Raw genomic sequence first — 25698 nt, 5'->3', positions numbered from 1 at the left:
CTTCATTCTACATCAAACGAATGGAACTTACAAGCAAAATAATAAAAATCCCTGAAAGGAATTTCTTTCAAGGATAAGGGCTTAGTTGATTTTTTCGACATAGAGTTGTTTGGCGATATCGATGCTAACTTGGAGATCTTCACCTCTGTTGACCAGTGTAAAAGTATTGGAAAAATTATCAAACTGTTTGACTTGGACTTGGTCACCGATATGAATTTCATGCTTTTCTAAGTATTTAAGCAAGTCAAAACTATCGTGAACCCGAGTCAGAAGATAGGTTCCAGCTTCCTTGGTCTCTGCTAGAGGTAGGTTGTTGATTTCAACCAAGAGCTCTCCCTTGGCTGGGATGGTCCCTCCGTGGGGGCAGGTTTTAGGGAAGCCAAGCAGTTTATCCAGTCTCTCTACGAAGAGGTCGGATACAGTGTGCTCTAGGACTTCAGCTTCCTCGTGGATTTGATCGCTGGTATAGTCAAGATGGTGGACTAGAAAGACTTCAATCAACCGGTGTTTGCGATAGAGCTCAGAAACCAGTTCGAGGCCGATATCTGTTAATAGATAGCCATTCTCCTTGTCCTTGAGGATGAGACTTTCACTTTTCATGCGTTTGATCATCTCTGTTACGGCAGGTGGAGAGACCTGCATACGGGCAGCAATTTCTTTATTGGTGATTTTCTGCATCTCTGTACCGATTTCATAAATACATTTTAGGTAGTCTTCTTTATTTGGCGTCATTCATTTCCTCTTGTCTTTTCTCTCCATCTAGTATATCAAAAAAAGCTAGATTTCTCTAGCCTTCTGCCCTAATGGTTTTGATTTTAGTCCAGTTCTTTCACTGCAGCAATGGCAGCTTCAAAGTCTGGTTCCGTGTTGATGTTGTCAACGTATTCCACGTAACGGATGACATTGTCAGTATCGAGAACAAAGACGGCACGTGCAAGGAGATGCCATTCGTTGATCAAAAGGGCATAATCGCGTCCGAAAGAATGGTCAAAGTAGTCTGAGAGCATGATGGCATTGTCAAGGCCTTCAGCCCCACACCAGCGTCCTTGGGCAAATGGTAGGTCCATAGAAACAGTAAGAACGACGGTGTTGTCAAGGTTGGCAAGTTCTTGGTTGAATCGACGTGTTTGCGTTGAGCAGACACCAGTATCGATAGAAGGGACAACACTCAAGACTTTTTTCTTTCCATCAAAGTCAGCTAGCGTTTTTTTAGAGAGATCGGTTGTCGTAAGAGAAAAGTCAAGTGCCTTGTCTCCGACTTGCAGTTGTTTACCTGTAAAAGTTACAGGATTTCCGAGAAAAGTGGTCATGAAACTACTCCATTCTTTTTTCTTTTATTTTACCGAGAATTGTCAGATTTTTCCAATGATTTGACCGGAAATTAAGTGATAAAAAAACGCCCATTCATGTGAGAATGACGTTTTTTAATGGATTATTTTGACAAACCTTCAGCAATCTTGTCAAGGTTGTATTTCATCATGCTGTAGTAGCTGTCGCCTTCTTTGCCTTCTTCAGCGATTGAGTCAGTAAAGATTTGTGCGTAGATTGGGATGTTTGTGTCTTGTGAAACAGTCTTCATTGGACGGTCATCGACACTTGATTCAACAAAGAGTGATGGAACTTTTGTTTGGCGAAGTTTTTCAACCAAGGTTTTGATTTGTTCAGGAGTACCTTCTTCTTCCGTGTTGATTTCCCAGATGTAGGCACTTGGAACACCGTAGGCTTTAGAGAAGTATTTGAAGCATCCTTCGCTGGTTACGATGAGTTTCTTCTCAGCAGGGATATTGTTAAATTTCTCTTTGGCTTCCTTGTCCAGTTTGTCTAGTTTTTCAGTATAGTCTTTGAGATTTTTTTCGTAGAATTCCTTGTTGCTAGGGTCCTTAGCAATGAGCTGTTTAGCGATATTTTTAGCATAAATCATCCCATTTTCAAGGTTGAGCCAAGCGTGTGGGTCTTCTTTGCCTTTCTCGTTTTGGCCTTCAAGGTAGATAACATCAACGCCTTCGCTGACTGCAAAGTAGTCTTTGTTTTCAGTTTTCTTGGCATTTTCGACCAATTTGGTAAACCAAGCATTGCCACCTGTTTCAAGGTTGATACCGTTATAGAAAATCAAGTCAGCTTGAGAAGTTTTCTTAACGTCTTCAGGAAGTGGTTCGTATTCGTGTGGGTCTTGACCAACAGGAACGATACTATGAAGATCGATCTTATCGCCAGCGATATTTTTGGTAATATCAGCGATGATTGAGTTTGTAGCAACAACTTTTAGTTTTTGACCAGAAGCCGTATCTTTTTTTCCGCTAGCACATGCTACAAGAGCAATGACGGAAAGAAAGAGTACAAGCAATGTACCTAATTTTTTCATTAGATTCCTCCAATTTATTGGGACTTTGCCCCTTATTTTAACAAATGTTTATTTTTTAGTTTCAAATATCGTTGTTTTGGAGCGATAAAGAAGCTAATGAGAAAGAAACTAGCAGCTGTGAGCACGATGCTCGATCCTGCTGCAAGATTTAAGCTATAGCCGATAAAGAGTCCCACAACAGAAGCAAGGGCTCCGAGACTTGATGAAAGGAAAATCATGCTCTTTAAGCTATTAGCATAGAGATAAGCCGTCGCAGCTGGGGTGATCAACATGGCCACGATAAGAATGGTTCCAACACTTTGCATGGCAGTGACGGACACAAGGGTCAAGAGCACCATGAGCAGATAGTGGTAGAAATTAACGGGCATTCCCATGGCTTTAGCCAGAAGCTCGTCAAAGGATGTAATCAATAGTTGTTTAAAGAAAATCCCGATAATCAAGAGAATCAATGCCCCCATACCAATGGTAATCCACATGTCTGTATCTTGGACAGCGAGGATATTCCCAAAAAGGATATGGAAGAGGTCTGTCGAACTCTTGGCAACACTAATCAAGATGACACCTAAGGCTAAGAAAGATGAAAAGGTAATACCAATGGCAGTGTCACTCTTGATGATAGAGTTTCCCTTGATGTAGGTAATGATGATGGAAGCCATCAAACCAAAGATGATCGCTCCAATAAAGAAATCAATTCCCAGAATAAAGGAAAGGGCTACGCCAGGCAAAACTGCGTGAGAGATGGCATCTCCCATGAGAGACATTCCACGCAGGATGATAAAACATCCCACAGCTCCAGCAACGACTCCGATGACAATAGCTGTGATCAAGGCGTTTTGTAGGAAATGGAAATTTTGTAATCCATTGATAAATTCTGCTATCATAGGTCACCTCCATTGAAAAAGAGTTTGCTACCATAAGCCTTTTTGAGATTGGCCTCGGTAAAGGTTTCTTCGGTCGGACCAAGGTCTATTAATTCTCGATTGAGAAGCAAAACTTGGTCGAAATAATGGGGGACTTTGCTGAGGTCATGATGGACGATGAGAACTGTTTTACCAGCTTTTTTAAGATCTCTCAGCGTGTTCATGATAATCTCTTCACTAACCGAATCAATCCCGACAAATGGCTCATCTAGAAAGATGTAGTCAGCTTCCTGCACTAAGCAGCGGGCAATCAACACACGTTGAAATTGTCCTCCTGAGAGTTGGCTGATTTGGCGATCAGCATAGTCTGAGAGCCCAACGATTTCAAGTGCATCTGCCACTTTTTTCCAGTGACTAGCCTTTAAGGTGTGAAAGAGTGGGATGGATGGATAGAGTCCCAGAGAGACACATTCCTTGACCTTGATAGGGAAATTGTAGTCGATATGGATCTTTTGCTCGACATAGGCAACTCGATGTAAAGATTTCTTGAATTCTTTGTCATCGAGAAAGACCTGACCTTCATGTGGGATAATTCCCAACATACTTTTTAATAAAGTTGATTTTCCAGCACCGTTTGGACCAATAATTCCGGTAATAGTTGGTCCTTGGAGCACTAGTGAAATATCCTTTAGTGCCAGCGTTTCTTTGTAGGAGACACTGAGGTTTTCGATACGTATCATACAGTTGTATTCCTCCTATCTTTTAATATACCTTAAAAAAAAAATTAAGTCAAGTTAATTTTTGAAAAATTTAAAATAATAACTGAAAAATGAGAGACCGTTTTTAATTGCATTCCCAAGTGTTTTCTGCTAAGCTAAGAATAAGTGAAAAAATGAAAGCGAGAACAAGATGACACGTTATCAAGATGATTTTTATGATGCAATCAATGGCGAATGGGAAAAAACAGCTGTCATTCCGGCTGACAAATCTCGAACAGGTGGGTTTATTGACCTTGATGAGAAAATTGAAGAGTTGATGCTGGCGACTACGGACAAGTGGTTGGCAGGTGAGGATGTTCCAGAGGATGCTATCCTCGCCAACTTTGTTAAGTACCATCGTATGGTACGTGATTTTGACAAGAGAGAAGCTGATGGGATCAAGCCTGTCCTTCCTCTACTTAAGGAATACCAAGACTTGGAGAGCTTCGCAGATTTTACCAGCAAACTGGCAGAGTTTGAACTAGCAGGGAAGCCAAACTTCCTTCCATTTGGAGTATCACCAGACTTTATGGATGCCAGAACCAATGTTCTCTGGGCCAGTGCTCCAGGAACTATCTTGCCAGATACAACCTACTACGCTGAAGACCATCCTCAGCGTGAGGAGTTGTTAGGTTTGTGGAAGGAAAGTACTACGAATCTTCTCAAAGCCTATGATTTTTCAGATGAGGAAATCGCAGATTTACTAGAGAAACGATTGGAATTGGACCGTCGCACTGCGGCTGTAGTGCTTTCTAACGAAGAAAGTTCAGAATATGCCAAACTCTACCATCCATACGCTTATGAAGATTTCAAGAAATTTGCCCCTGCCCTACCTCTGGATGATTTCTTCCAAACAGTTCTTGGACAAACTCCAGACAAGGTTATCGTAGACGAGGAACGTTTCTGGCAAGCAGCAGATCAATTCTATAGTGAAGAAGCATGGCCTCTACTTAAAGCAACCTTGATTTTGGGCGTGGTGAATCTCTCAACAAGCTACCTCACAGACGAGATTCGTGTCTTGTCAGGTGCCTATGGTCGTGCCCTTTCAGGTGTGCCAGAAGCTCAGGACAAGGTCAAGGCAGCCTATCACTTGGCCCAAGGGCCTTTCAAGCAGGCTCTGGGTCTCTGGTACGCGCATGAAAAATTCTCTCCAGAAGCCAAGGCAGACGTAGAGAAAAAAGTAGCGACTATGATTGACGTTTATAAGGAACGCTTGGCTAAGAACGACTGGCTCACACCTGAAACGCGGGACAAGGCCATTGTGAAACTCAATGTCATCAAGCCTTATATTGGTTATCCAGAGGAATTGCCAGAACGCTACAAGGACAAAGTAGTGGATGAAACTGCCAGCCTCTTTGAGAATGCCCTAGCCTTTGGGCGTGTGGAAATCAAGCACAGCTGGAGCAAGTGGAACCAACCGGTTGACTACAAGGAGTGGGGGATGCCAGCTCATATGGTCAATGCCTACTACAATCCTCAGAAGAACTTGATTGTTTTCCCAGCTGCCATTTTACAGGCTCCATTCTATGACTTGCATCAATCGTCTTCTGCCAACTACGGTGGGATTGGTGCTGTTATTGCCCACGAGATTTCTCATGCCTTTGACACAAATGGTGCTTCTTTTGATGAAAATGGTAGTCTCAAGGATTGGTGGACAGAAAGCGACTATGCTGCCTTTAAAGAAAAAACACAAAAAGTTATCGACCAGTTTGATGGGCAAGAATCTTACGGCGCAAGAATCAACGGGAAACTAACTGTATCCGAAAACGTTGCAGACTTGGGCGGGATTGCTGCAGCCCTTGAAGCTGCTAAGAGAGAACCAGACTTCTCAGCTGAAGAATTTTTCCACAACTTTGCTCGTATCTGGCGTATGAAAGGCCGTCCTGAGTTGATGAAACTCATGGCCAGTGTCGATGTGCACGCGCCTGCCAAACTCCGTGTCAATGTTCAAGTACCAAACTTCGATGACTTCTTTACAACTTACGATGTCAAAGAAGGCGACGGTATGTGGCGTTCACCAGAGGACCGTGTGATTATTTGGTAAGACAAAAACCAAGGAAATTATCCTTGGTTTTTTGCTTGCTAGAAAAAGGGATTAAAAGTTTTTTCGTGAGCGATAGTCGTAGATGGACCATGTCCAGGATAGACATCGTAATTAGGAAGCGTGAAGAGTTGCGTCTGAATGCTATGGAGGAGTTGTTCCATGCTACCAGTAGGAAGGTCTGTCCGACCGATGGTTTCTCGGAAAAGAGCATCTCCGGTCAAGACTAGATGGGCATCAGGAAAGACCAGGGAAACGCCGCCGATAGAGTGCCCTGGGGTTGGTAGAACTGTAAAATGAAATTCCTCAAGCTGGTATTCTTCATGAAAGACAAAGGTGTGTTCTGCAGGTTTTGCGACCACATCTGCCATATCATCGTGACGAGGGAGGCCAGAGAGATTGTCAACGGGGGTATAGAGCCAGCTAGCTTCACTCTCTGCTACATAAACTGGGGGATTTCCAAAAGTATCACGAACCAAGTCCAGACTCATAATATGGTCGTAGTGGGTGTGGGTCAGGAGAATCGCGCAGACGGGTTTGTTGATTTTCTCAATAGTTTTGCGAATAGCTTCCCAATGGCTACCTGGGTCAACCACAATCAGGTGTTGGTCTCCCTCTATGTAGTAGGTGTTTTCATAGGCAACAGGATTGACGGTTTTATGTATTTTCATAGGATTTCCTCTCTCAAAGAATGTACTGATATCAGTATAACACAGAAGAGAAGGCTTAGGGTATCAGAAAGTCTTTTTCTATCTTAACGATTTTTCCATGCTTGGTAACGGGTGTCAATCAAGAGTTGGGTTAAGCGTCCCATGGTTTCTCTTTCTTCGGGAGTGAGGGATTGAGCTTGGACAAAGAGATGGTGAATGTGTTCAATGACCTTGAAGGAAGAAAGGTCGTTGATAGAAGAGATGCCTGCATCGAGAATGATTCCAAAAAAGAGGTCAAAGTAGAGTTGCAGTTCCGTATCAGGGACCGTCTCAACCCATTCCTTGAAGGTTGTATCGACTTGCTGGCTGTCACTATTGGTCTCGTCCAGTTGGACAAAGTGTTTGTCTTCAACCTGCCAACTAAAGGTGTCGTGCTGAGCAAGGCCACCTAGGGCGGTGCTTCGAACGACGATTTTTTTATCCGGAATTTCCAGCATCATCCCGATGATAGAACCTTGTGGGACAAACACTTTCGTTCTTTCCATCATGTTTTGATAGCCTGATGTTTCGGTTAGTTCCTTGTGAAGTCCAGGGGCATCAAAAGTATAGACAGAGATAATGTTTTTCTGCAAGTTTGGATCAAGTTGACTGGCAGCATAGACAGCTAGATTGCCCCCTTTTGAGTGTCCTGCTAGGATAACCTTTTGGTTAGGATGTTGGGCAAAAAAGTTCTCTAAATACTGGAGGGCATGTTTTTGAGCAGGAATTTCCCTCATATAGGTCATATGGAAATCTTCTTTCCAACCAATGATGCTGTCATCCGTTCCGCGAAAAACAAGCAAATAAGTATCGAGACTGATACGATAAGTCATGGCTGCAAACTGTTTTTGCAATTCAGGATCAATATCGTTGATAAAGTCTGAGAGCTTGCAATTTTTAAAGCGTTTGTGTTGAGCGAGCTGATCTAACAATTGAAGACGATTTTTATTGGTCAACATCGTCGTGTCTCTAGGGATTTGAGGTGCAAGATCTATGAGGCGCTTTGGTTCTTGGGTGACTACATTATCAAAAGCAAGGTAGGTTAATTCAGTAAGGGCAAGAACATCTAACTCATTCACGGGGAGGTCATAAAAGGAATCGTATGCTACATCATTTAAGTAGTCAAAAATATTAGCCATAAAAGCTCCTTTCTCTATGTTTATCCTATCACATTTACCTAGAATTAGCTAGTAGGCTTACTGGATTTTACTACATGGCTAGCGAGCTGGTTTAAATACAGGTTTGCGTTTTATCCTAGGGGAAAATCTGTTATAATAAGACCAAAGGAGGAGCGCATGCACAAGATTTTACTAGTAGAAGATGACCAAGTTATTCGGCAACAAGTGGGAAAACTACTCTCAGAGTGGGGCTTTGAGGTCGTTTTGGTAGAAGATTTTATGGAAGTATTGAGCTTATTTGTCCAGTCTGAGCCTCATTTGGTCCTCATGGATATTGGTCTGCCTCTTTTTAATGGTTACCACTGGTGTCAGGAGATTCGTAAGATTTCTCAGGTACCCATCATGTTTCTATCTTCGAGAGATCAGGCAATGGATATCGTCATGGCAATCAATATGGGAGCAGATGATTTTGTGACCAAGCCTTTTGATCAGCAGGTGCTCCTTGCCAAGGTTCAAGGCTTGTTGCGCCGTTCTTACGAATTTGGGCGTGATGAAAGTCTGCTGGAGTATGCGGGTGTGATCCTCAATACCAAGTCTATGGATCTGCACTATCAGGGGGGAGTCCTGAGTTTGACCAAGAATGAATTTCAAATTATGCGAGTGCTGTTTGAACATGCTGGCAATATCGTGGCGCGAGATGACCTGATGCGAGAACTCTGGAATAGTGACTTTTTCATCGATGACAATACCTTGTCTGTCAATGTTGCTCGTTTGCGTAAAAAGTTGGAGGAGCAAGGCTTGGCAGGGTTTATCGAAACCAAGAAGGGAATAGGATACGGACTGAAACATGCTTGATTGGAAACTATTTTTTCTAGCCTATCTGCGTTCTCGCAGTCGCATTTTTGTCTATATTTTTTCATTAGGCTTTCTCGTCCTTCTCTTTCAGTTTTTATTTGCTAGTCTAGGAACTTATTTTCTTTATTTCTTTCTGCTCAGTAGTTTTTTGACTTTCTTATTTTTGGCTTGGGATATATTTGCAGAAGCTCAGGTTTACCGTCAGGAAGTACTCTATGCTGAGAGAGACCCAAAGTCTCCTCTGGAATGTGCGCTAGCAGAAAAGCTCGAAGAGCGTGAGTCTGAATTGTATCAAAAGAAGTCAGAGGCCCAAAGTAAACTGACAGATTTGCTTGACTACTATACCTTGTGGGTTCATCAGATAAAGACCCCTATTGCAGCGAGTCGACTTTTAGTGGCAGAAGTCTCTGATCGTGAGGTCAAGCAGCAATTGGAACAGGAAATCTTCAAGATTGACTCCTATACCAATCTGGTGTTGCAGTATCTACGTTTAGAGAGCTTCCATGATGACCTAGTGTTTGAAAAGGTTCAAGTGGAGGATTTGGTTAAGGAAGTGGTTCGTAAGTATGCCCTTTTCTTTATTCAAAAGGGACTGACAGTCAACCTACATGACCTTGACAAAATCATCGTGACCGATAAGAAGTGGTTGTTGGTTGTCATTGAACAAATCCTTTCAAATAGCCTTAAATACACCAAGAAAGGTGGACTAGAGATCTATATGGAAGGCCAGGAACTCTGTATCAAGGATACGGGAATCGGGATTAAAAACAGTGATGTGCTCCGAGTCTTTGAACGTGGCTTTTCAGGCTACAATGGTCGTTTGACCCAGCAGTCATCTGGACTTGGACTTTATCTATCTAAGAAAATTTCTGAAGAACTGGGCCACCAGATTCGTATTGAGTCTGAGGTTGGAAAAGGAACGACAGTGCGGATTCAGTTTGCTCAAGTGAACTTAGTCCTTGAGTGAGAAGAGTAGATAAGAGCCCAGGATAAGACAACTGGGCTTTTCTATCTTTAACTGTGTATCCTAGTAAATTATTTTATCTACTATAAACAAATCTCTGAGGGATATGAAGACCACGAACGAAAAGGTAGGTCTAGATCAAAAGCAGATTAAGCAAACCATTAACAAGCAAATCTTGACAGTTTTCTTCCTTCCTGTAATTTTTGCATTTCTCCATTGGCCTTTGCTTATCATATGCTTAGTTTAGTTCTCGAGGTCATTGAAGTAGTCGATGATACCATGAGGTTGACGATAACTTTCTCTATCTGTTCAATTGATAGATTTCTTCAGATAAAGACTGTAAAATTTTTGATATAATGCTAAGGATGGACTGACGGATATTTAAAGGATAATTTTCAAAAGAATAACAGGTGAGAATTAAAAATATGTAAGATTGGACAGAAGTCTCTCTACCATCATCCAAGCAGAAACAAGATTATATGAAATAAAAGGAGTAACCAATGACCGGAAACTATTCAACACGTGAATACCGTGAGAAATTATATGATGATCTTCATGTTCGATTAAGAGATACAGTGATTTTGATGTGTGCGATTTTTATTGCCTCTATCGGCCTAAATATGAATTCAACAGCTGTCATTATTGGAGCCATGCTGATTTCCCCTCTTATGACATCGATTGTTGGACTCGGATTTGGTTTAGCTATTTTTGATACGCGTTTAATCAAGCAATCTCTAGAGGTCTTATTTACTCAAGTATTGGTTAGCTTGCTTGTCTCGGCTCTGTATTTCTGGGTTTCTCCCTTATCTTATGAAAGTAGTGAATTGATTGCACGAACCTCTCCAACCATTTGGGATGTTCTCATTGCTATTGCTGGTGGGATAGCAGGTGTAATTGGGTCAAGGAAAAAAGAAGCAAACAATATCGTGCCAGGAGTAGCCATCGCAACAGCTTTGATGCCACCTATCTGTACTGCAGGCTATGGTTTAGCTAATGGAAATGTACGATTTTTATTTGGGGCTCTCTATCTTTTCTTGATCAACTGTGTCTTTATCATGCTAGCCAACATTGTTGGAACAAGAATTTTGATGAGAAAATCTCCCTTAAGTTCATTTAAAGAGCTAAACATTAAAATGAAAATTGGCTTGACATCCTTGATTGTATTATTGGTTCTTCCAGCCAGTTATTCAGCAGTCACTCTGACGATAGATCAAGCGCGAAAAGAAGGAATCAAACAGTTTGTAGGAAAAGAGTTCGCCAATCACACGGTCATTAATCAAGTCTACAAGTCAAGGAACAATGAATTGGTCTTGACGGTTGTTGGAGATCCGATTTCAGACGAAGAATTAGAAACGCTCCATCAAAAACAAGCCTCTTACGGTATTCAATCTGTTCAATTAAAAGTCAATCAAGTCCATAATTCGACAAAATTAGACAGTGATACGACCAAGGAATTTTATGAAAATATTAACAAGTATATCGATCAAAAACTCTCTGAAAAAGATTCACAAAAAGATCTCGTAAAAGAAAATGAGGCAGACAAGGATTGAGGATAGTCAACTTATCTAACTCATGAAAGCAAATCTTGAGAGGATATCCTATATCCAGCAGTTAGTGGATAGAAAGGATTGTTTATGAGGATACCATTTGTGCTGGTTTAACCAGTCACTACTAGCTCAGATTAAATAAAATATAAAAAGCAACAGCTGAAATAGTTGTTGCTTTTTCTGGCTCTGAAAAATGTTTCTCAGACTGTGATTGTTTTATTTCTCAACGCGTGATTTGTTGGCGATATCAGCTAGGATAGCTTGAACAAAGTCATCAACTGAGACAGTTTGTGTTTCTTTTTGGCCATAGCGACGAACGTTGACTGTTCCGTCTTCCATTTCCTTGTCCCCAACGATCAATTGGTAAGGAATCTTGCTAGTTTGTGAAGCACGAATCTTGAACTGCATTTTTTCATTGCGCTCATCCACATCCGCACGGACACCACGGTCACGGAGTTTCTTGGCTACTTCCCATGCGTAGTCCACGTGTTTTTCGTTAGAAACAGGGATGAGGGTCACTTGATGTGGTGCAAGCCATGTTGGGAAGGCGCCCTTGTAGTTCTCAATCAAGATAGCTGTAAAGCGTTCCATAGTTGAGATAACCCCACGGTGGATCATGACTGGACGGTGTTCCTCACCATCTGCTCCAACATATTTGAGGTCGAAGCGTTCAGGAAGCAAGAAGTCGAGCTGGATAGTAGAAAGGGTTTCTTCTTTTCCAAGGGCAGTTTTAACCTGGATATCCAATTTTGGTCCGTAGAAGGCTGCTTCACCTTCAGCTTCAAAGTAGTCCAGTTCCATATCATCCATAGCTGCCTTCAACATGCGTTGTGCATTTTCCCACATTTCATCGTTGTCAAAGTATTTGTGTTTATCTTCAGGATCGCGGTAAGACAAGCGGAAACGGTAATCTGTCAAATTAAAGTCTTCATACACGTCGATAATCAATTGAAGAATTTTCTTGAATTCTTCCTCAATTTGTTCTGGAGCTACAAAAGTATGACCATCATTTAGGGACATTTCACGTACACGTTGAAGGCCAGTAAGGGCACCAGATTTTTCATATCGGTGCATCATGCCAATCTCAGCGATACGGATTGGTAATTCACGGTATGAGTGTACATGGTGTTTATAAACTTCGATATGGTGAGGACAGTTCATTGGGCGGAGGACAAACTCTTCACCGTCTCCCATGTCCATAGTTGGGAACATATCTTCACGGTAGTGATCCCAGTGACCAGAAGTTTTATAGAGTTCCACGGAGGCAATTGGTGGAGTGTAGACGTGTTGGTAGCCTGCAGCGATTTCCTTGTCGACAATGTAGCGTTCCAATTCACGACGGATAGTCGCTCCGTTTGGTAACCAGAACGGTAAACCTTGTCCGACTTCTTGTGAAATCATGAAGAGGTCAAGCTCTTTACCGAGTTTACGGTGGTCACGTTCCTTGGCTTCTTCACGCATTTGAAGGTAGTTCTTCAAGTCTTTTTTGTCAAACCAAGCTGTACCGTAGATCCGTTGCATCATCGCGTTGTCGCTATTTCCACGCCAGTAGGCACCAGCTACGTTGAGCAGGTGGAAGATTTGGATACGACCTGTTGATGGGACGTGAGGACCACGGCAGAGGTCTACGTATTCGCCCTGACGGTAAATAGTCAGACCGCCTTCGTCTTCAGAGTGTTCTTCAATCAATTCCAACTTGTAAGGGTCATTTTTAAAGATTTCACGGGCCTCGTCTTTGGTAACTTCCTCGCGAATAGATGGGAAGTTTTCTTTGACGATTTTCTTCATTTCTTCTTCGATACGAGGAAGGTCTTCATTGGAGATTTGGCCAGCAGTATTGTCTGTATCGTAGTAGAAGCCATCTTCGATAGCTGGACCAACTCCTAAGTGAATGTCTGGGAAAAGGCGACGAGCTGCTTGGGCGAACAAGTGGGCAGCTGAGTGGCGCAAGATTGGAAGGGCATCTTCGTGGTCAGGTGTCACGATTTCGATGCTTCCATCTTCAGTGATAGCACGAGTAGTGTCGATGAGTTTGCCGTTGAATTTACCAGCCAAGGCTTTTTTAGCTAGGGAATTGCTGATGGATTGGGCAATTTCAAAAGTAGTAACGCCAGATTCGAATTCACGAACAGCGCCATCTGGGAAAGTAATCTTAATCATGGTTTTCTCCTTAAATATTTATTCTATTTTTGTTGGACAATTTTAAGAGCCGAGCAACTTCTTCCGCAGTCTGATTCTCTGATTGACTACCATCTGTTACGAGACTAGAATAACCTAATTTCATCGCTTCCTTACGAACCATTTGGGCAAAAAGAATGTCTCGTTGCATCCAATTTTCAAAAGCTTGTTCAGGGTTGGTTGTCCCCTCTAAAACATAAGGAACCCATTCTCTCTGTCTATAATGCTTTTTTTGAAAATCAGCTGTCGGAGTCAAGCATAGATAGGAAGACACTGGATATTCAAGCCCCTTTACCAAGTGAGGCAAAAGTCCTGCTCCCTCCACCAAGAGAGGTCTGTTTTGATTTTTTATCAAGTAAGATTTTACATAAGGAAAAATCTCTTCATAAAAGCGCCATTCTTCATCTGCCATTTCTTCTGGATTTCTCATCCAGATTTGTTCCGGATTTCTGCCCTGTCTAAGAAGGCAAATTGGCTGTGAGTCTGCACTTGCTTGACTCACCATCTCGTCTACTAAATCATCCAATTTGATATGAAGTAGTTGATACTGTCTTGCAAGAAGAGAGGCAATTGTTGACTTTCCACTACAAGGCGATCCGCCAATCATATAAAGCATCGTTCTTCCTCCTTCTGACAAATCAAAAAGCGACATCCTTAAAAGGACGTCGCAACGTGGTTCCACCTTCATTTATGTTCCTCAAAAAAGAGGGACACCTCAGATTGGCTTTAACGTGGCCACCGTTTTATGTTTTCATAAAAGTCAGTAGAGTAGTATCAGTTTAGGCTTTCTATGCGTTTCCAGCAACCACGCACTCTCTAGTAGAAAGGGACTAAGTGACTTGTCTCTATGCATTATTATAGCATGATTGAGAGAATTTTCAAGGATTTTGTGAAAGTTTTTTGTTTTTTCCCTGCTGGAGCATGTATTTGATACCTGAACCAGAAGCCATACCAAGTAGGGCAAAGAGTTCATAAGCTAGGAAATAAACGAGAATGAATTCATTGAAAGTGATGATGGTAAAGCAATAGAGAAGAGCAATACCGAGCAACCACCACAGTGAGAATTGGAAACGGTAGCTATAAAGAAGGGACACGATGAAGGTTGCCAAAGGTGAAAAGAGGATGATGTTGTAAATGTAAAGCCCTTTCAGCGTATAAGGATCAGATATCAGCAGCAAAAGCAACTCATAGAGGGGCCAGTAAAAGAAGAAAATGACAAGGCAGTATGGGATATACTTAAGATATTTCCGCATGGCAATAGTCCTCCAATCTGCAAAAATTGAGAGATGTTGAAGACCACATAATCCTAAATGAAGGGGAACTCTCTATTTATATTATAGCACGTCTTGGAAGCCTTTACAAGTCGATCCAGTGAGTAGTGATAGTGCTCTTTTTGAGTGTTTTCTGCTATAATACTAACAAAAGAAGTAAGAGGAAAAGAGGAGAAAGAATGACCAAAATAGCAGTTCTTTCAGACATACATGGGAATACGACAGCCCTGGAAGCTGTACTGACTGATGCTAAAAAGGCAAAGGTAGATGAGTACTGGCTTTTGGGAGATATTCTTATGCCAGGAACAGGACGTAGAAGGATATTGAATCTTTTAGTGGCTTTGCCTATTACTGTAAGAGTTCTTGGTAATTGGGAAAATAGTCTCTGGCGAGGTTTGCATCGTAAGCTAGATTTGACAAAAGCTAGTCATCGCTACCTCCTACGTCAATGCCAGTATATATTAGAAGAAATCAGCCCTGAAGAAATCGAAGACCTCCACAATCAACCCATGCAAGTTCATCGTCAGTTTGGTGATCTGATGGTAGGAATCACTCACCATCTCCCTGATAAAAACTGGGGTAGAGAGTTGATTCATACGGGAAAACAAGAAGATTTTGATAGATTGGTGACGAATCCACACGCCTCTATCGCAGTATATGGCCATATTCATCAACAGTTGCTTCGTTACGGAAGTGATGGACAGTTGATTCTCAATCCAGGTTCCATTGGACAACCCTTTTTTTTAGATGCGAAGTTGCGTAAGGACCTACGGGCTCAGTATATGATTTTAGAGTTTGATGAAGCCGGTTTGTCTGATGTTGATTTTCGTCGAGTGGATTATGATGTAGAAGCTGAATTGCAGTTGGCTAAAGATTTGAAGCTTCCCTATTTCCAGATCTACTATGAAAGTTTGGTAAATGGGATTCACCACACTCATAATCAGGAACTTCTGTATGAGATTGCTCAAGAACAGGGGCATGATATTGAGTTGGATGCATGGTTAGATAGTAGTAATGATTGACATGATATCAAAAAGGGGTATAATGAGTATGAGAAGAGAGATGATGAGAATCTCAGGTGAAAGGGGAACAAAATGCAAATTTCAAGTCGATTTACCATTGCGACCCATATGCTAATTATCATTGCTATCAAGGGCCAGGAAAGTAAGGTGACCAGTGATTTTCTCGCAGCTAGCGTTGGAGTTAATCCAGTCATTATCCGTAAGACTTTGTCGCAACTCAAAAAAGCAGGATTGATTTCAGTTGCGCGTGGGACGGGCGGAACTGAGATAATAAAAGACCTTCAGGATATCAGCTTGTTGGATGTCTACCAAGCTGTAGAGTGTCTAGGAAAATCTGGCAAACTCTTTAGTTTCCATGACAATCCCAATCCTAACTGTCCAGTAGGGGCTAATATTCATAAGGTCTTGGATCAGAAATTGCTGGATATCCAAGTAGCTATGGAAAATCAACTTCGTCAGATGAGTCTGGCTCAGGTTGTGGCAGATGCAGAAGCAAGAATTGTAAAATAATAAGAGGGCTAGGCTCCTCTTTTTCTATTGCTACAATTATGGTACAATGTAGTCATTAAAGGAGGAGACTATGTACTTTATCACAGGATTTTTTGTCCTACTTTTTCTAGTTTCGTTTTTTAGAGACAATCGTAGTCTTTGGAATCCAGCTCTCTTGCTTTTGTCTCTGCTCTTTTCTTATATGTCCATTGCCAATCTTTTTTACGAAGCTGGGCAGAAAGAAGTGCACATGGTTTTCTTTGCAGGGATTTTTCTCCTGCTACCTCTTTTGGTTTTTCTAAGTGGTTTTTTCCTTATTTATAATGGATTTGTGTTATTGAGAAAAGAAGGAAAATCCAAGGCAAATTATTTGTCTCTAGGATTAGGTTGCGTGATTCTATTCTTTTTTGTAATCATGGCAATTCGAGTGAGCGATACCAATGGCTTGTTCTACACCAATCATCTAGTGAATATTATCTTTTTCTTTTTGATTTATTCGTATTTGATTTTTGGTTTTGCCTTTGCAGGATTTCTGCTTTATTCCATTCTATATCTTTTTATTCCTAAGAAAAAATATTATGATTTTATTATCATTCACGGAGCAGGTTTGTTGAATGGAGAAAAAGTGACTCCCTTACTGAAGAGTCGTATTGATAAGGCAGTAGAAGCTTATCACCAGTCTCTCAATCCCAATGTTAAAATCATCGCAAGTGGTGGTAGAGGTGGGGATGAGAAGATTTCTGAAGCTCAGGCAATTTGTAATTATTTGTTGGAAGAGACAGATGTTCCGAGAGAAGCAATTCTCCTAGAGGAAGACTCAACGACAACCTATGAGAATCTTCTCTTCTCAAAAGAAATGGGAGAGAGGCTGGTGACCAGTCCACGTTTTCTCTTTGTGACCAATGATTACCATGTTTTTCGTACCAGTACCTATGCTCGCCGCATTGGGATGAAGGGAGATGGTCTTGGTTGCCGTACAGCCGCCTACTATATCCCATCGGCCTTTATCAGAGAATACATTGCTCTATGTGTGAAGATGAGATGGCTTTTTATCGCTTTCTATGTTTTATTGATTTTAGCTCTGATTTTCTCTTACAGAGGTATTTTATGGTAATCAGAAAGATGGAGCCTGCCCCGGTAATAGTTGAATTTAAGCCACGATACATATTTGGTCAAGCGCTTCCTAAAATAGCATCAGGTAAGCCTAAACTAATAAAGGCCAGATAGATGACTGCCAACAATAACGAAATCATTTAATTCTCCTTTTCAGATTGTTCTTCTTTTGATTTCTAGAATCTTGTTTTTTCCAATTGATTGAACTCCGTTCAGTATGAATGGGTCTATTTCAGTCACGCTTTCAAGGATTGGGTGGAATTCTTTAGGAAGATAGGTGTCGGAAATTTTTATATTTTCTTTTAAAGATGGACAATAATATGCAATAGCATCCGGAGCAATGACTGATGTTAGTGCTGTTATTTGATTTAACAAAAGAAATGTGAAGTCATTTGAACGTGATTGGCGATTTGGAGGTTTATATCCATTAATGAGATAGCCGACTTCCCCTGCAAAACCATTTCTTCCACGATACAATCTTTTATTGATGATAATACCAGAACCGGCAAAATCTGTATCTAGCTGGTAGAGAAGGGCCAGTGTTCTGAATTCTGGGTGAATACTACAATAACCAAGAGAAGCAACATTAACATCATTCTCTAATATTTGTAAGATATTGGTAGTTCCTGCCAGAGAAATCCCTGTTTGACAGGATAACTGATTCTTGGTCCATGTTCCTCCTTGATAAAAACAGGATCGTACTTTGTGAATATTTTCTTGCTTTAAATCAATTATTTTTGCCATCTTTTTACCTTTCGACACGTTTTGTCAAAAGCGTTGTAGCATATTATATTTTTGTTTGCAATAAGATATTTTTAAAAATCTTAGTTTCGCTTTCCTGATTTTAGGAGTGTCCTCTCTTATAGGAGAGAATAATGCTGTTTTTGATTCATGGCATCAATGTGCTTATGAATTTTTTTAATCCTCAATTTTGTTTGTAGTCACATATTTTCTAGAGAGAGTAGTTAATGAATAAGCACCACTTACAAAAAGTTAGGGTTAAGGTGTCTAAGATTCTTAGTTTTGGGATGAGTGGTACATATTTTTACGAGTATTTTATTATGATGGTAAATGGATGTGGTCTGCACTTGTATTATTTAGGATAAGTGGTATAATTAGTTATACAAATCATACCACAAAGGGGGTAATAGTTGTGAAAGCACCAAAAGGTAAATATGCTTGGACGGCTACAGTTGGAGAAAAAGGTCAAATAGTAATACCAAAACAGGCGCGCGATGTCTTTAATATCAAACCTGGCGATACGATTCTGCTTCTTGGTGATGAAAAGCGTGGAATTGCCATACCGCCGAAGGGAGCCTTTGCACACTTGATGGAAATTGCTTTTGAAGAGAAGGAGGATGAATAAAATGAAGTATGTTTTAGAGGTAAATGATATTACAAAAAAATATTCAGCATTTGAATTGAAACCTATAAGTTTTCATATTAAATCAGGTGAGGTTATGGGACTTATCGGTAGGAATGGAGCAGGTAAGACTACAGCGATTAAATCCATTCTAAATCTTGTTCATCCTGATGCAGGGAATGTCCGTATTCTTGGAATGGATTATCTGGATAATGAAGATGAAATCAAACAACGAATTGGTTATGCAGTGGGAGGAACCAATTATTATAAAAGAAAAAAATTAAAGGATATTGTCGCCATTACTCGTATTTTTTATGATAACTGGGATGATGAATCGTATCGTCATTATCTTGATGCATTTAAGCTTGATGAAAATAAGAAAATTATGGAACTGTCTGAGGGGATGAAAGTAAAATTTTATCTTACTTTAGCTCTTTCTCATCATGCTAAGCTTTTGATTTTAGATGAGCCAACTAGTGGACTTGATCCAGTATCTAGAGATGAGATGAATGAAATCTTTCGAAAACTAGCAGAAAAAGGGGTAGCAATCTTGTTTTCTACTCATATTACTAGTGATTTAGAGAAGTGTGCAGATACTATTACTTATATAAGAAATGGTGAATTGCTTTTATCTGAGAGAAAAGAGGATTTTATCAGTCATTACACGAAAGAAATAGGGCAGAAATCCACACTTGAAGATATTATGGTGCATATTGAAAGGGAAGAGGTGAATTTGTGATGAGAAGACTTCTCTATAAAGAAATGAAACTAACAGCAAATCCTTTGAGTTATTGGTTTATAACTTTTTCAGCTATTACGATGATTCCAAGGTATCCTATTCTTGTCGGTTCCTTTTTTATCTGTCTTGGTATTTTTTATACTTATCAACAAGTCCGAGAATGTGATGACATCACCTACACGATCATGTTGCCAGTTAGAAAACAAGATGTGGTTACGGCTAAATATTTATTTGTTTTATCTATCGAGTGCATAGCTTTCATATTATGTCTTTTTCTGACGATTATTCGGATGAGACTCTTAGGAGATGCCACACCGTATGTGACAAATCCGTTGATGAATGCAAATGCTGCATATCTTGGCTATATAATGCTTGTATTTGCAACCTTTAACAGTGTTTTTCTCGGAGGCTTTTTTAAAACAGCTTATAAGATTGGGAAGCCTTTTATCCTATTCTGCGCAGTCACAACTGTCATAATATTCATGGGAGAGATATTACACCATATTCCTGGATTAGAAAGTTTGAATGATTCTTCAAATTTGAACGTACCACAGATAGTAATATTACTTTTTGGTGTTGCCATATTTAACTTATGCACCTGGTTTTCTTATCAGAAAGCTATAAAAGACTTCGAAAGAATTGATTTATAAAATTGAATACATTAAGTGTCCGTATTTTGTCGGAGAAAATCCAATAGAAAATGGTACTGATAAAGAATTAAAAGTTGTGGAGCTGTTAGAACAGTGTTTCATATGGAAAAAATGTATGGGAAATACCAAAATTATAGGTATCAGAGTAGCAAAATAAATTTTTATTTCCGTTTGGTACCTATGATGGTGAAATTCCTGTTGGATTTATTATGATTGGCTATGATGTTGACGATTATTGGGACAATCCGCCTGAATGAAAATATAAAAATGTGAACGAAAAATAGACGTTCACATTTCTTTTTTATTCCGCAGCTTGTTGCCAACGTTTTGCTAGCTTATGAGACAGGCTAGAAATGGCAAAGTTAAAGATAAAGTAAATCAAGGCAATCAGGATATAAAGACTGAAGACCTGCTCTGGTTCGAAATAGCGTCCCATGAGAATTTGGCTGGCGCCAAAGAGTTCTTGTAGGGCGATAACAGAGTAGAGAAGGCTGGTATCCTTAATCACAGTTACAAACTGAGAAATGATGGCTGGCAACATTTTACGGATCGCTTGTGGGAGAATGATGTAGTAGAGGATTTGCGTAGAGGTGAATCCTTGTGACATTCCTGCTTCGTACTGTCCCTTGTCCACGGCATTGAGACCACCTCGGATAATCTCAGCTAAGGCTGCTGAGGTAAAGAGGGTAAAGGCTGTAATACCAGCTGGTGTGGACTTCATCTTAAACACCAAAAAGATGGTGAAAATCCAGAGGAGGTTGGGAACGTTACGTACAAACTCGATATAAATGCTGGAGATGATCCGTAAGACAGGATTTTTCCCATTTCTCATGACGGCTAGAACTGTACCGATAAGGGTCGAGAGGACGATAGCAATCAGAGAAATGTAGAGGGTCAAGCCAAATCCTTTAAAGATAAAGATTAGGTTATCTGGGGTCAAAACTTCTAAAATAGATTCCATAGTAACCTCCTAAAGTGAATAGGCTTTTTTGTTGGCTTGCTCCATCTTGCGACCAAACTGGGCAACAGGGAAGCATAGGGCAAAGTAGAGAAGAGCAGCGCCTAAAAAGGCTGGGATATAGTTTCCGTTGAGGGCTGACCAAGACTTAGTCACAAACATCAAGTCTACTCCAGAGATGATAGCTACGGTAGAGGTGTTCTTGATGAGGTTAACAATTTGGTTGGTCAATGGAGGGAGAATGATACGGAAGGCTTGAGGCAAGATAATCAAGCGCATGGCACTGATATAAGTAAAACCTTGCGACAGGGCGGCCTCCATTTGACCGCTAGGAATAGACTGAATCCCTGAACGAATAACCTCAGCGATATAGGCGCCGTGATAGAGTCCCACACAAAGTACAGCTGTCCAATAAATCGGAATCATGATGGTGTGGTCACTGATAAGAGGCAAACCATAAAAGACGATGACAAACTGCACCAAGAGGGGAGTATTTTGGTAAAATTCGACAAAGATACGAGCCAAAACACGCAAGAATGGGCGTTTGCTGGTTGACATGGCTCCAAAGAAGATGCCCAAAACCATGGCGAGGATAAAGGATCCAACCGCTAGGGCAAGGGTGAAGAGGAAACCATTGAAAAATTGTCCAAAATCCTGAAAATAGGCTGTCCAAGATGATAAATCTGTCATGGGGTGTCCCTCCTTAATCTGCAGTATGGCTAGATGGTTTGAGCTTGTAACGGTCATAAAGTTTCTGCAAACTACCGTCCTTGGTCCATTTAGTGACCAAGGTATCAAGATAGTCGTTGAGCTCGGTATTTGCTTTCTTGGTGACGATACCGTAGTCAGATGGCTTGAAACTATCATTTAGTAGTTCTGTCCGTTTGCTGATGTAGCCAGATAGGATAGAACGGTCTACAGAAAAGGCATCAATACGGTGAGCGTGAAGGGAAGTAATCAATTCTGGGTAGGAACCAAGTTCGACGAATTTAAAGGTTAGACCTTTCTTTTTACCCAGTTCAGTAATCAGGCGTTGGGTGATGGAGCCTTGAGCAACCCCAATGGTTTTACCGTTTAGGTCCTCAATGCTTTTAATGTTGGCAGATTTATTGACCAAAAAACCGGAAGCATCCGTATAGTAGGGACTGGTGAAGTTGTATAATTTTTTACGCTCGTCTGTGATGGTGAAGGTTGCGATATCCATGTCGACCTGTTCATTGTCTAGGAGCGGCCCACGAGTTTGCGCGGTAACTGGAACGTAGCGAACTTTGACCTTGAGTTCATCTGCAATCATCTTGGCAAGGTCCGTTTCGATACCAGAATAAGTCCCTGTCTTGGGATCCTTGTAGCCAAAATTAGGAACGTCTTGTTTGACACCGACAACTAGCTCGCCTCTTTTTTGAATGTCTGCGACATTGGTGTCGGCTTGGACTGGTTTTGCAGCAGCAAGGCCGAAAAGGCTAATCACTATTGCTGATAAAAAGAATTTCTTTTTCATAGAGACCTCCTTATTTTACTTTGTCACTTTCATGGTTGATAATTTTGCTGAGGAATTGTTGGGCACGAGGTTCGCTTGGATTGTCGAAAAAGCCGTCGACATTTGTCGTATCTACTAAAACTTCTCCGTCAGCCATAAAGATGATGCGGTCCGCAACTTCACGGGCAAAGCCCATTTCGTGGGTAACGATGATCATGTTCATCCCATCATGCGCCAGTTTTTGCATAACTGCTAGAACATCTCCGATGGTTTCAGGGTCAAGAGCAGATGTTGGCTCATCAAAGAGGAGGAGCTCCGGATGCATGGCAAGACCACGAGCAATGGCGATCCGCTGTTTTTGTCCACCAGATAGCATGGCGGGATAGGAATCTTTCTTGTCCCACATATTTACAAATTCCAGATATTTTTGCGCTGTTTTTTCAGCTTCTTTTTTATCAATTCCTAGAACTTTTATGGGTGCTAGTGTTACATTTTCTAACACTGTTTTGTGTGGATAAAGGTTAAAATGTTGAAAAACCATGCCGACTTCCTTACGGAGAGGAACTAAATCTTTCTGACTGGCACCTGCTACTTGGTGTCCATTGACTAGGGGACTTCCTTTGTCAACAGCCTCCAAACCATTAATTGTACGGATAAGAGTGGACTTTCCAGAACCAGAAGGTCCAAGCAAGACAACGACTTGTCCTTTTTCAAAACGGAGATTGATATCGCGGAGTGCGTGGTAGTCTCCGTAATATTTTTCGACATGTTTAAATTCTACTAAAGCCATGAGAGATCTCCTTTATGTTAGATTTTATAACATGATTCTACAACAAAAGAATGTTCTTGTCAAATCATATCTGAAAAAAAATCACTAAAATGTTATAAAAAAGCAATCTGGATAGAGAAAATGCCTAAATCATGTTATAATGAAACGATAGAATTCTTAGAAAGAGTGGATGTCTTTTTGATAACTCCTACTTATGAATGGCAGTTTGCCCCGCAGGTTGAAGATGCGGATTTTACAAAGATAGCCAAGAAGGCTGGATTGGGTCCTGAGGTGGCTCGCTTATTATTTGAAAGAGGGATTCAGAATGAGGAAAGTCTAAAGAAGTTTTTAGAACCTTCTTTAGAGGACTTATATGACCCCTATCTGCTCCATGATATGGACAAGGCAGTGAAAAGGATTCGTCAGGCTATTGAAGAAGGGGAGAATATTCTCGTCTATGGAGACTATGATGCGGATGGTATGACTTCAGCTTCGATTGTGAAGGAAAGTTTGGAACAGCTTGGCGCCGAGTGCCGAGTTTATCTGCCCAATCGTTTTACCGATGGCTATGGTCCCAATGCCAGTGTCTATAAATACTTTATCGAGCAAGAGGGAATTTCCTTGATTGTGACAGTGGATAATGGAGTTGCTGGTCACGAGGCCATTGAATTGGCCCAGTCTATGGGAGTGGATGTTATTGTGACTGACCACCATTCCATGCCGGAAACCCTTCCTGATGCCTATGCGATTGTTCACCCTGAGCATCCAGATGCGGACTATCCCTTCAAATGTTTAGCTGGTTGTGGAGTGGCTTTCAAGCTGGCTTGCGCCCTTTTAGAAGAAGTGCAAGTGGAATTGCTTGATTTGGTCGCTATCGGTACCATTGCAGATATGGTGAGCTTGACAGATGAAAACCGTATCATGGTTCAATATGGTCTGGAAATGCTGGGGCATACTCAGCGTATTGGCCTACAAGAAATGCTGGATATGGCTGGGATTGCTGCTAATGAAGTAACAGAAGAAACGGTTGGTTTCCAGATTGCCCCTCGTTTAAATGCCTTGGGGCGCTTGGATGATCCCAATCCTGCCATTGATTTGTTGACTGGGTTTGACGACGAGGAAGCACATGAGATTGCCCTCATGATTCACCAGAAAAATGAAGAACGTAAGGAAATCGTCCAGTCAATCTATGAAGAAGCTAAGGCCATGGTGGATCCTGAGAAGAAGGTCCAGGTCTTGGCCAAGGAAGGCTGGAATCCTGGCGTTCTGGGTATCGTTGCTGGTCGTTTGTTGGAAGAGCTAGGGCAGACAGTTATTGTTCTTAATATAGAAGATGGTCGTGCCAAAGGTAGCGCTCGTAGTGTGGAAACGGTCGATATTTTTGAAGCCTTGGATCCCCATCGAGATCTCTTTATCGCCTTTGGAGGCCATGCTGGTGCAGCAGGAATGACGCTGGAAGTGGAGAAACTCTCAGATTTATCTCAGGTCTTGGAAGACTATGTCCGTGAAAAAGGCGCAGATGCTAGTGGTAAGAACAAGTTAAATCTAGATGAAGAGCTAGACTTGGAGTCGCTTAGCTTGGAAACGGTTAAAAGCTTTGAACGCTTGGCACCTTTTGGGATGGACAATCAGAAACCTGTTTTTTATATCAGGGATTTCAATGTCGAAAGTGCTCGTACAATGGGAGCAGGCAATGCCCACCTCAAACTAAAAATTTCCAAGGGTGAGGCGAATTTTGAAGTGGTAGCCTTTGGTCAAGGTAGATGGGCGACAGAGTTTGCTCAAACCAAGAATCTAGAATTGGCAGTCACCTTGTCTGTCAACCAATGGAATGGCCAAACTGCCCTCCAGTTGATGATGGTGGATGCGCGTGTGGAAGGTGTTCAACTCTTTAACATTCGTGGGAAGAATGCAGTCTTGCCAGAAGGGGTTCCAGTTTTGGATTTCTCTGGAGAGGTGCCAAATTTGGCGAATAGTGAGGCGATTGTCGTAAAAAACATCCCTGAAGATATTACCTTGCTTAAGGCCATTTTTCAGGAGCAACATTTCTCAGCTGTCTATTTCAAAAACGACATCGACAAGGCCTACTATCTGACAGGTTATGGGACTAGAGAACAGTTTGCTAAATTGTACAAGACTATTTACCAGTTCCCAGAGTTTGATATTCGCTACAAGCTTAAGGATTTGGCGACTTATCTCAATATCCAACAAATCTTGCTGGTCAAGATGATCCAAGTCTTTGAAGAGCTAGGTTTTGTGACGATCAAAGATGGTGTGATGACAGTCAATAAAGAAGCGCCGAAAAGGGAAATTGCTGAAAGTCAGATTTACCAAAATCTCAAACAGACCGTTAAAGACCAAGAAATGATGGCGCTGGGTACCGTGCAAGAAATTTATAACTTTTTAATGGAGAAATAGTAGAAGTTAGGAAAGAGTTGGGTAACCAGCTCTTTTTTGAAAACAAATCTTCGTTTT

26 protein-coding genes and 1 pseudogene are annotated in these 25698 nt (G+C 41.2%); 12 read left to right on the top strand and 15 right to left on the bottom strand.

Features of this window, described 5'->3' with window-relative positions; genetic code table 11:
* Positions 1 to 81: 81 nt before the first annotated feature.
* The 5 genes from MK405_RS04880 to MK405_RS04860 all read right to left on the bottom strand — a co-directional run bounded on the left by MK405_RS04880 (position 82) and on the right by MK405_RS04860 (position 3962).
* Entirely contained in the window at positions 82 to 732 is a 651-nt protein-coding gene (locus tag MK405_RS04880; protein ID WP_007520493.1) for a metal-dependent transcriptional regulator, read from the bottom strand.
* Between the two features lie 83 nt (positions 733 to 815).
* A complete protein-coding gene (gene tpx, locus MK405_RS04875) occupies positions 816 to 1310 on the bottom strand; it encodes a thiol peroxidase (RefSeq protein ID WP_000206541.1) in 495 nt (164 codons plus the stop codon).
* Between the two features lie 122 nt (positions 1311 to 1432).
* Entirely contained in the window at positions 1433 to 2362 is a 930-nt protein-coding gene (locus MK405_RS04870; protein WP_000733087.1) for a metal ABC transporter substrate-binding protein, read from the bottom strand.
* Positions 2363 to 2394: 32 nt separating this feature from the next.
* Complete coding sequence (locus tag MK405_RS04865) at positions 2395 to 3243, bottom strand: metal ABC transporter permease (protein WP_000559797.1); 849 nt, start codon at positions 3241 to 3243, stop codon at positions 2395 to 2397.
* Positions 3240 to 3962, bottom strand: a complete 723-nt coding sequence (locus MK405_RS04860; protein WP_268704463.1) for a metal ABC transporter ATP-binding protein — start codon at positions 3960 to 3962, stop codon at positions 3240 to 3242. The genes MK405_RS04865 and MK405_RS04860 overlap by 4 nt, the downstream gene beginning before the upstream one ends.
* Before the next feature lie 169 nt (positions 3963 to 4131).
* On the opposite strand from MK405_RS04860, the gene MK405_RS04855 reads away from it, so the two are divergent.
* Positions 4132 to 6024 (top strand): M13 family metallopeptidase, encoded by a 1893-nt coding sequence (locus tag MK405_RS04855; RefSeq protein ID WP_268704462.1) that lies wholly within the window; start codon positions 4132 to 4134, stop codon positions 6022 to 6024.
* 38 nt (positions 6025 to 6062) lie between these two features.
* Here the strand turns inward: MK405_RS04855 and MK405_RS04850 are convergent, their stop codons facing one another.
* Both MK405_RS04850 and MK405_RS04845 read right to left on the bottom strand, forming a co-directional pair.
* Positions 6063 to 6692 (bottom strand): MBL fold metallo-hydrolase, encoded by a 630-nt coding sequence (locus tag MK405_RS04850; RefSeq protein WP_268704461.1) that lies wholly within the window; start codon positions 6690 to 6692, stop codon positions 6063 to 6065.
* A gap of 83 nt (positions 6693 to 6775) precedes the next feature.
* A complete protein-coding gene (locus tag MK405_RS04845; RefSeq protein WP_268704460.1) occupies positions 6776 to 7849 on the bottom strand; it encodes a DUF2974 domain-containing protein in 1074 nt (357 codons plus the stop codon).
* Between the two features lie 156 nt (positions 7850 to 8005).
* Here MK405_RS04845 and MK405_RS04840 point away from each other — a divergent pair, with 156 nt between their 5' ends.
* The 4 genes and pseudogenes from MK405_RS04840 to MK405_RS04825 all read left to right on the top strand — a co-directional run bounded on the left by MK405_RS04840 (position 8006) and on the right by MK405_RS04825 (position 11197).
* Entirely contained in the window at positions 8006 to 8683 is a 678-nt protein-coding gene (locus MK405_RS04840; RefSeq protein ID WP_268704459.1) for a response regulator transcription factor, read from the top strand.
* The gene (locus tag MK405_RS04835) at positions 8676 to 9650 is read left to right on the top strand and encodes a HAMP domain-containing histidine kinase (RefSeq protein ID WP_268704458.1); all 975 of its coding nucleotides are present in this window, start codon (positions 8676 to 8678) and stop codon (positions 9648 to 9650) included. The genes MK405_RS04840 and MK405_RS04835 overlap by 8 nt, the downstream gene beginning before the upstream one ends.
* Before the next feature lie 75 nt (positions 9651 to 9725).
* A pseudogene (locus MK405_RS04830) lies at positions 9726 to 10004 on the top strand (ABC transporter permease); the annotation flags it as partial.
* A 143-nt stretch (positions 10005 to 10147) separates the two neighbouring features.
* On the top strand, positions 10148 to 11197 hold the full coding sequence (locus MK405_RS04825) for a DUF389 domain-containing protein (protein ID WP_084853671.1): 1050 nt from the start codon (positions 10148 to 10150) through the stop codon (positions 11195 to 11197).
* Between the two features lie 213 nt (positions 11198 to 11410).
* Here MK405_RS04825 and thrS read toward each other — a convergent pair whose 3' ends face one another.
* From thrS to MK405_RS04810, 3 genes are all read right to left on the bottom strand, one after another.
* Positions 11411 to 13354 carry a threonine--tRNA ligase gene (gene thrS, locus MK405_RS04820; protein ID WP_033583459.1) on the bottom strand — a complete coding sequence of 648 codons (1944 nt, stop codon included), beginning with the start codon at positions 13352 to 13354 and terminating at the stop codon, positions 11411 to 11413.
* Positions 13355 to 13364: 10 nt separating this feature from the next.
* Positions 13365 to 13988, bottom strand: coding sequence for an AAA family ATPase (locus tag MK405_RS04815; protein WP_212576331.1), 624 nt, complete (start codon positions 13986 to 13988; stop codon positions 13365 to 13367).
* A 262-nt stretch (positions 13989 to 14250) separates the two neighbouring features.
* Entirely contained in the window at positions 14251 to 14625 is a 375-nt protein-coding gene (locus MK405_RS04810) for a hypothetical protein (RefSeq protein WP_038804859.1), read from the bottom strand.
* A gap of 197 nt (positions 14626 to 14822) precedes the next feature.
* Here MK405_RS04810 and MK405_RS04805 point away from each other — a divergent pair, with 197 nt between their 5' ends.
* The 3 genes from MK405_RS04805 to MK405_RS04795 all read left to right on the top strand — a co-directional run bounded on the left by MK405_RS04805 (position 14823) and on the right by MK405_RS04795 (position 17268).
* A complete protein-coding gene (locus MK405_RS04805) occupies positions 14823 to 15665 on the top strand; it encodes a metallophosphoesterase family protein (RefSeq protein WP_268704457.1) in 843 nt (280 codons plus the stop codon).
* Between the two features lie 72 nt (positions 15666 to 15737).
* On the top strand, positions 15738 to 16175 hold the full coding sequence (locus tag MK405_RS04800) for an Rrf2 family transcriptional regulator (RefSeq protein ID WP_084853676.1): 438 nt from the start codon (positions 15738 to 15740) through the stop codon (positions 16173 to 16175).
* A 70-nt stretch (positions 16176 to 16245) separates the two neighbouring features.
* The gene (locus MK405_RS04795) at positions 16246 to 17268 is read left to right on the top strand and encodes a YdcF family protein (RefSeq protein WP_268704456.1); all 1023 of its coding nucleotides are present in this window, start codon (positions 16246 to 16248) and stop codon (positions 17266 to 17268) included.
* A gap of 152 nt (positions 17269 to 17420) precedes the next feature.
* Here the strand turns inward: MK405_RS04795 and MK405_RS04790 are convergent, their stop codons facing one another.
* A complete protein-coding gene (locus MK405_RS04790; RefSeq protein ID WP_268704455.1) occupies positions 17421 to 18011 on the bottom strand; it encodes an ROK family protein in 591 nt (196 codons plus the stop codon).
* 409 nt (positions 18012 to 18420) lie between these two features.
* Between MK405_RS04790 and MK405_RS04785 the strand changes: the two genes are divergently transcribed.
* From MK405_RS04785 to MK405_RS04775, 3 genes are read left to right on the top strand one after another with little or no spacing between them, the layout of a single operon-like run.
* Positions 18421 to 18633, top strand: a complete 213-nt coding sequence (locus MK405_RS04785) for an AbrB/MazE/SpoVT family DNA-binding domain-containing protein (protein WP_000646903.1) — start codon at positions 18421 to 18423, stop codon at positions 18631 to 18633.
* A gap of 1 nt (position 18634) precedes the next feature.
* Complete coding sequence (locus tag MK405_RS04780) at positions 18635 to 19369, top strand: ABC transporter ATP-binding protein (protein ID WP_033583465.1); 735 nt, start codon at positions 18635 to 18637, stop codon at positions 19367 to 19369.
* Entirely contained in the window at positions 19369 to 20019 is a 651-nt protein-coding gene (locus MK405_RS04775; RefSeq protein WP_268704454.1) for an ABC-2 transporter permease, read from the top strand. The genes MK405_RS04780 and MK405_RS04775 overlap by 1 nt, the downstream gene beginning before the upstream one ends.
* A gap of 301 nt (positions 20020 to 20320) precedes the next feature.
* Here the strand turns inward: MK405_RS04775 and MK405_RS04770 are convergent, their stop codons facing one another.
* Genes MK405_RS04770 through MK405_RS04755 form a run of 4 tightly spaced genes read right to left on the bottom strand, consistent with a single transcriptional unit; the run spans position 20321 to position 23244 of the window.
* Positions 20321 to 20980, bottom strand: coding sequence for an amino acid ABC transporter permease (locus tag MK405_RS04770; RefSeq protein WP_049477613.1), 660 nt, complete (start codon positions 20978 to 20980; stop codon positions 20321 to 20323).
* A gap of 9 nt (positions 20981 to 20989) precedes the next feature.
* The gene (locus MK405_RS04765) at positions 20990 to 21667 is read right to left on the bottom strand and encodes an amino acid ABC transporter permease (protein WP_042768514.1); all 678 of its coding nucleotides are present in this window, start codon (positions 21665 to 21667) and stop codon (positions 20990 to 20992) included.
* A 13-nt stretch (positions 21668 to 21680) separates the two neighbouring features.
* On the bottom strand, positions 21681 to 22475 hold the full coding sequence (locus tag MK405_RS04760; protein WP_268704453.1) for a transporter substrate-binding domain-containing protein: 795 nt from the start codon (positions 22473 to 22475) through the stop codon (positions 21681 to 21683).
* Between the two features lie 10 nt (positions 22476 to 22485).
* Positions 22486 to 23244, bottom strand: a complete 759-nt coding sequence (locus MK405_RS04755) for an amino acid ABC transporter ATP-binding protein (RefSeq protein ID WP_268704452.1) — start codon at positions 23242 to 23244, stop codon at positions 22486 to 22488.
* Positions 23245 to 23421: 177 nt separating this feature from the next.
* On the opposite strand from MK405_RS04755, the gene recJ reads away from it, so the two are divergent.
* Positions 23422 to 25641 carry a single-stranded-DNA-specific exonuclease RecJ gene (gene recJ / locus MK405_RS04750; RefSeq protein ID WP_268704669.1) on the top strand — a complete coding sequence of 740 codons (2220 nt, stop codon included), beginning with the start codon at positions 23422 to 23424 and terminating at the stop codon, positions 25639 to 25641.
* The last annotated feature ends 57 nt before the right edge of the window (positions 25642 to 25698 follow it).

It is taken from the genome of Streptococcus oralis (assembly GCF_026782345.1).
In the GTDB taxonomy this organism is placed as follows: domain Bacteria; phylum Bacillota; class Bacilli; order Lactobacillales; family Streptococcaceae; genus Streptococcus; species Streptococcus oralis_CK.
The sequence above is the reverse complement of the archived record's forward strand: the minus strand, read 5'-3'. Positions and strand labels throughout refer to the sequence as shown.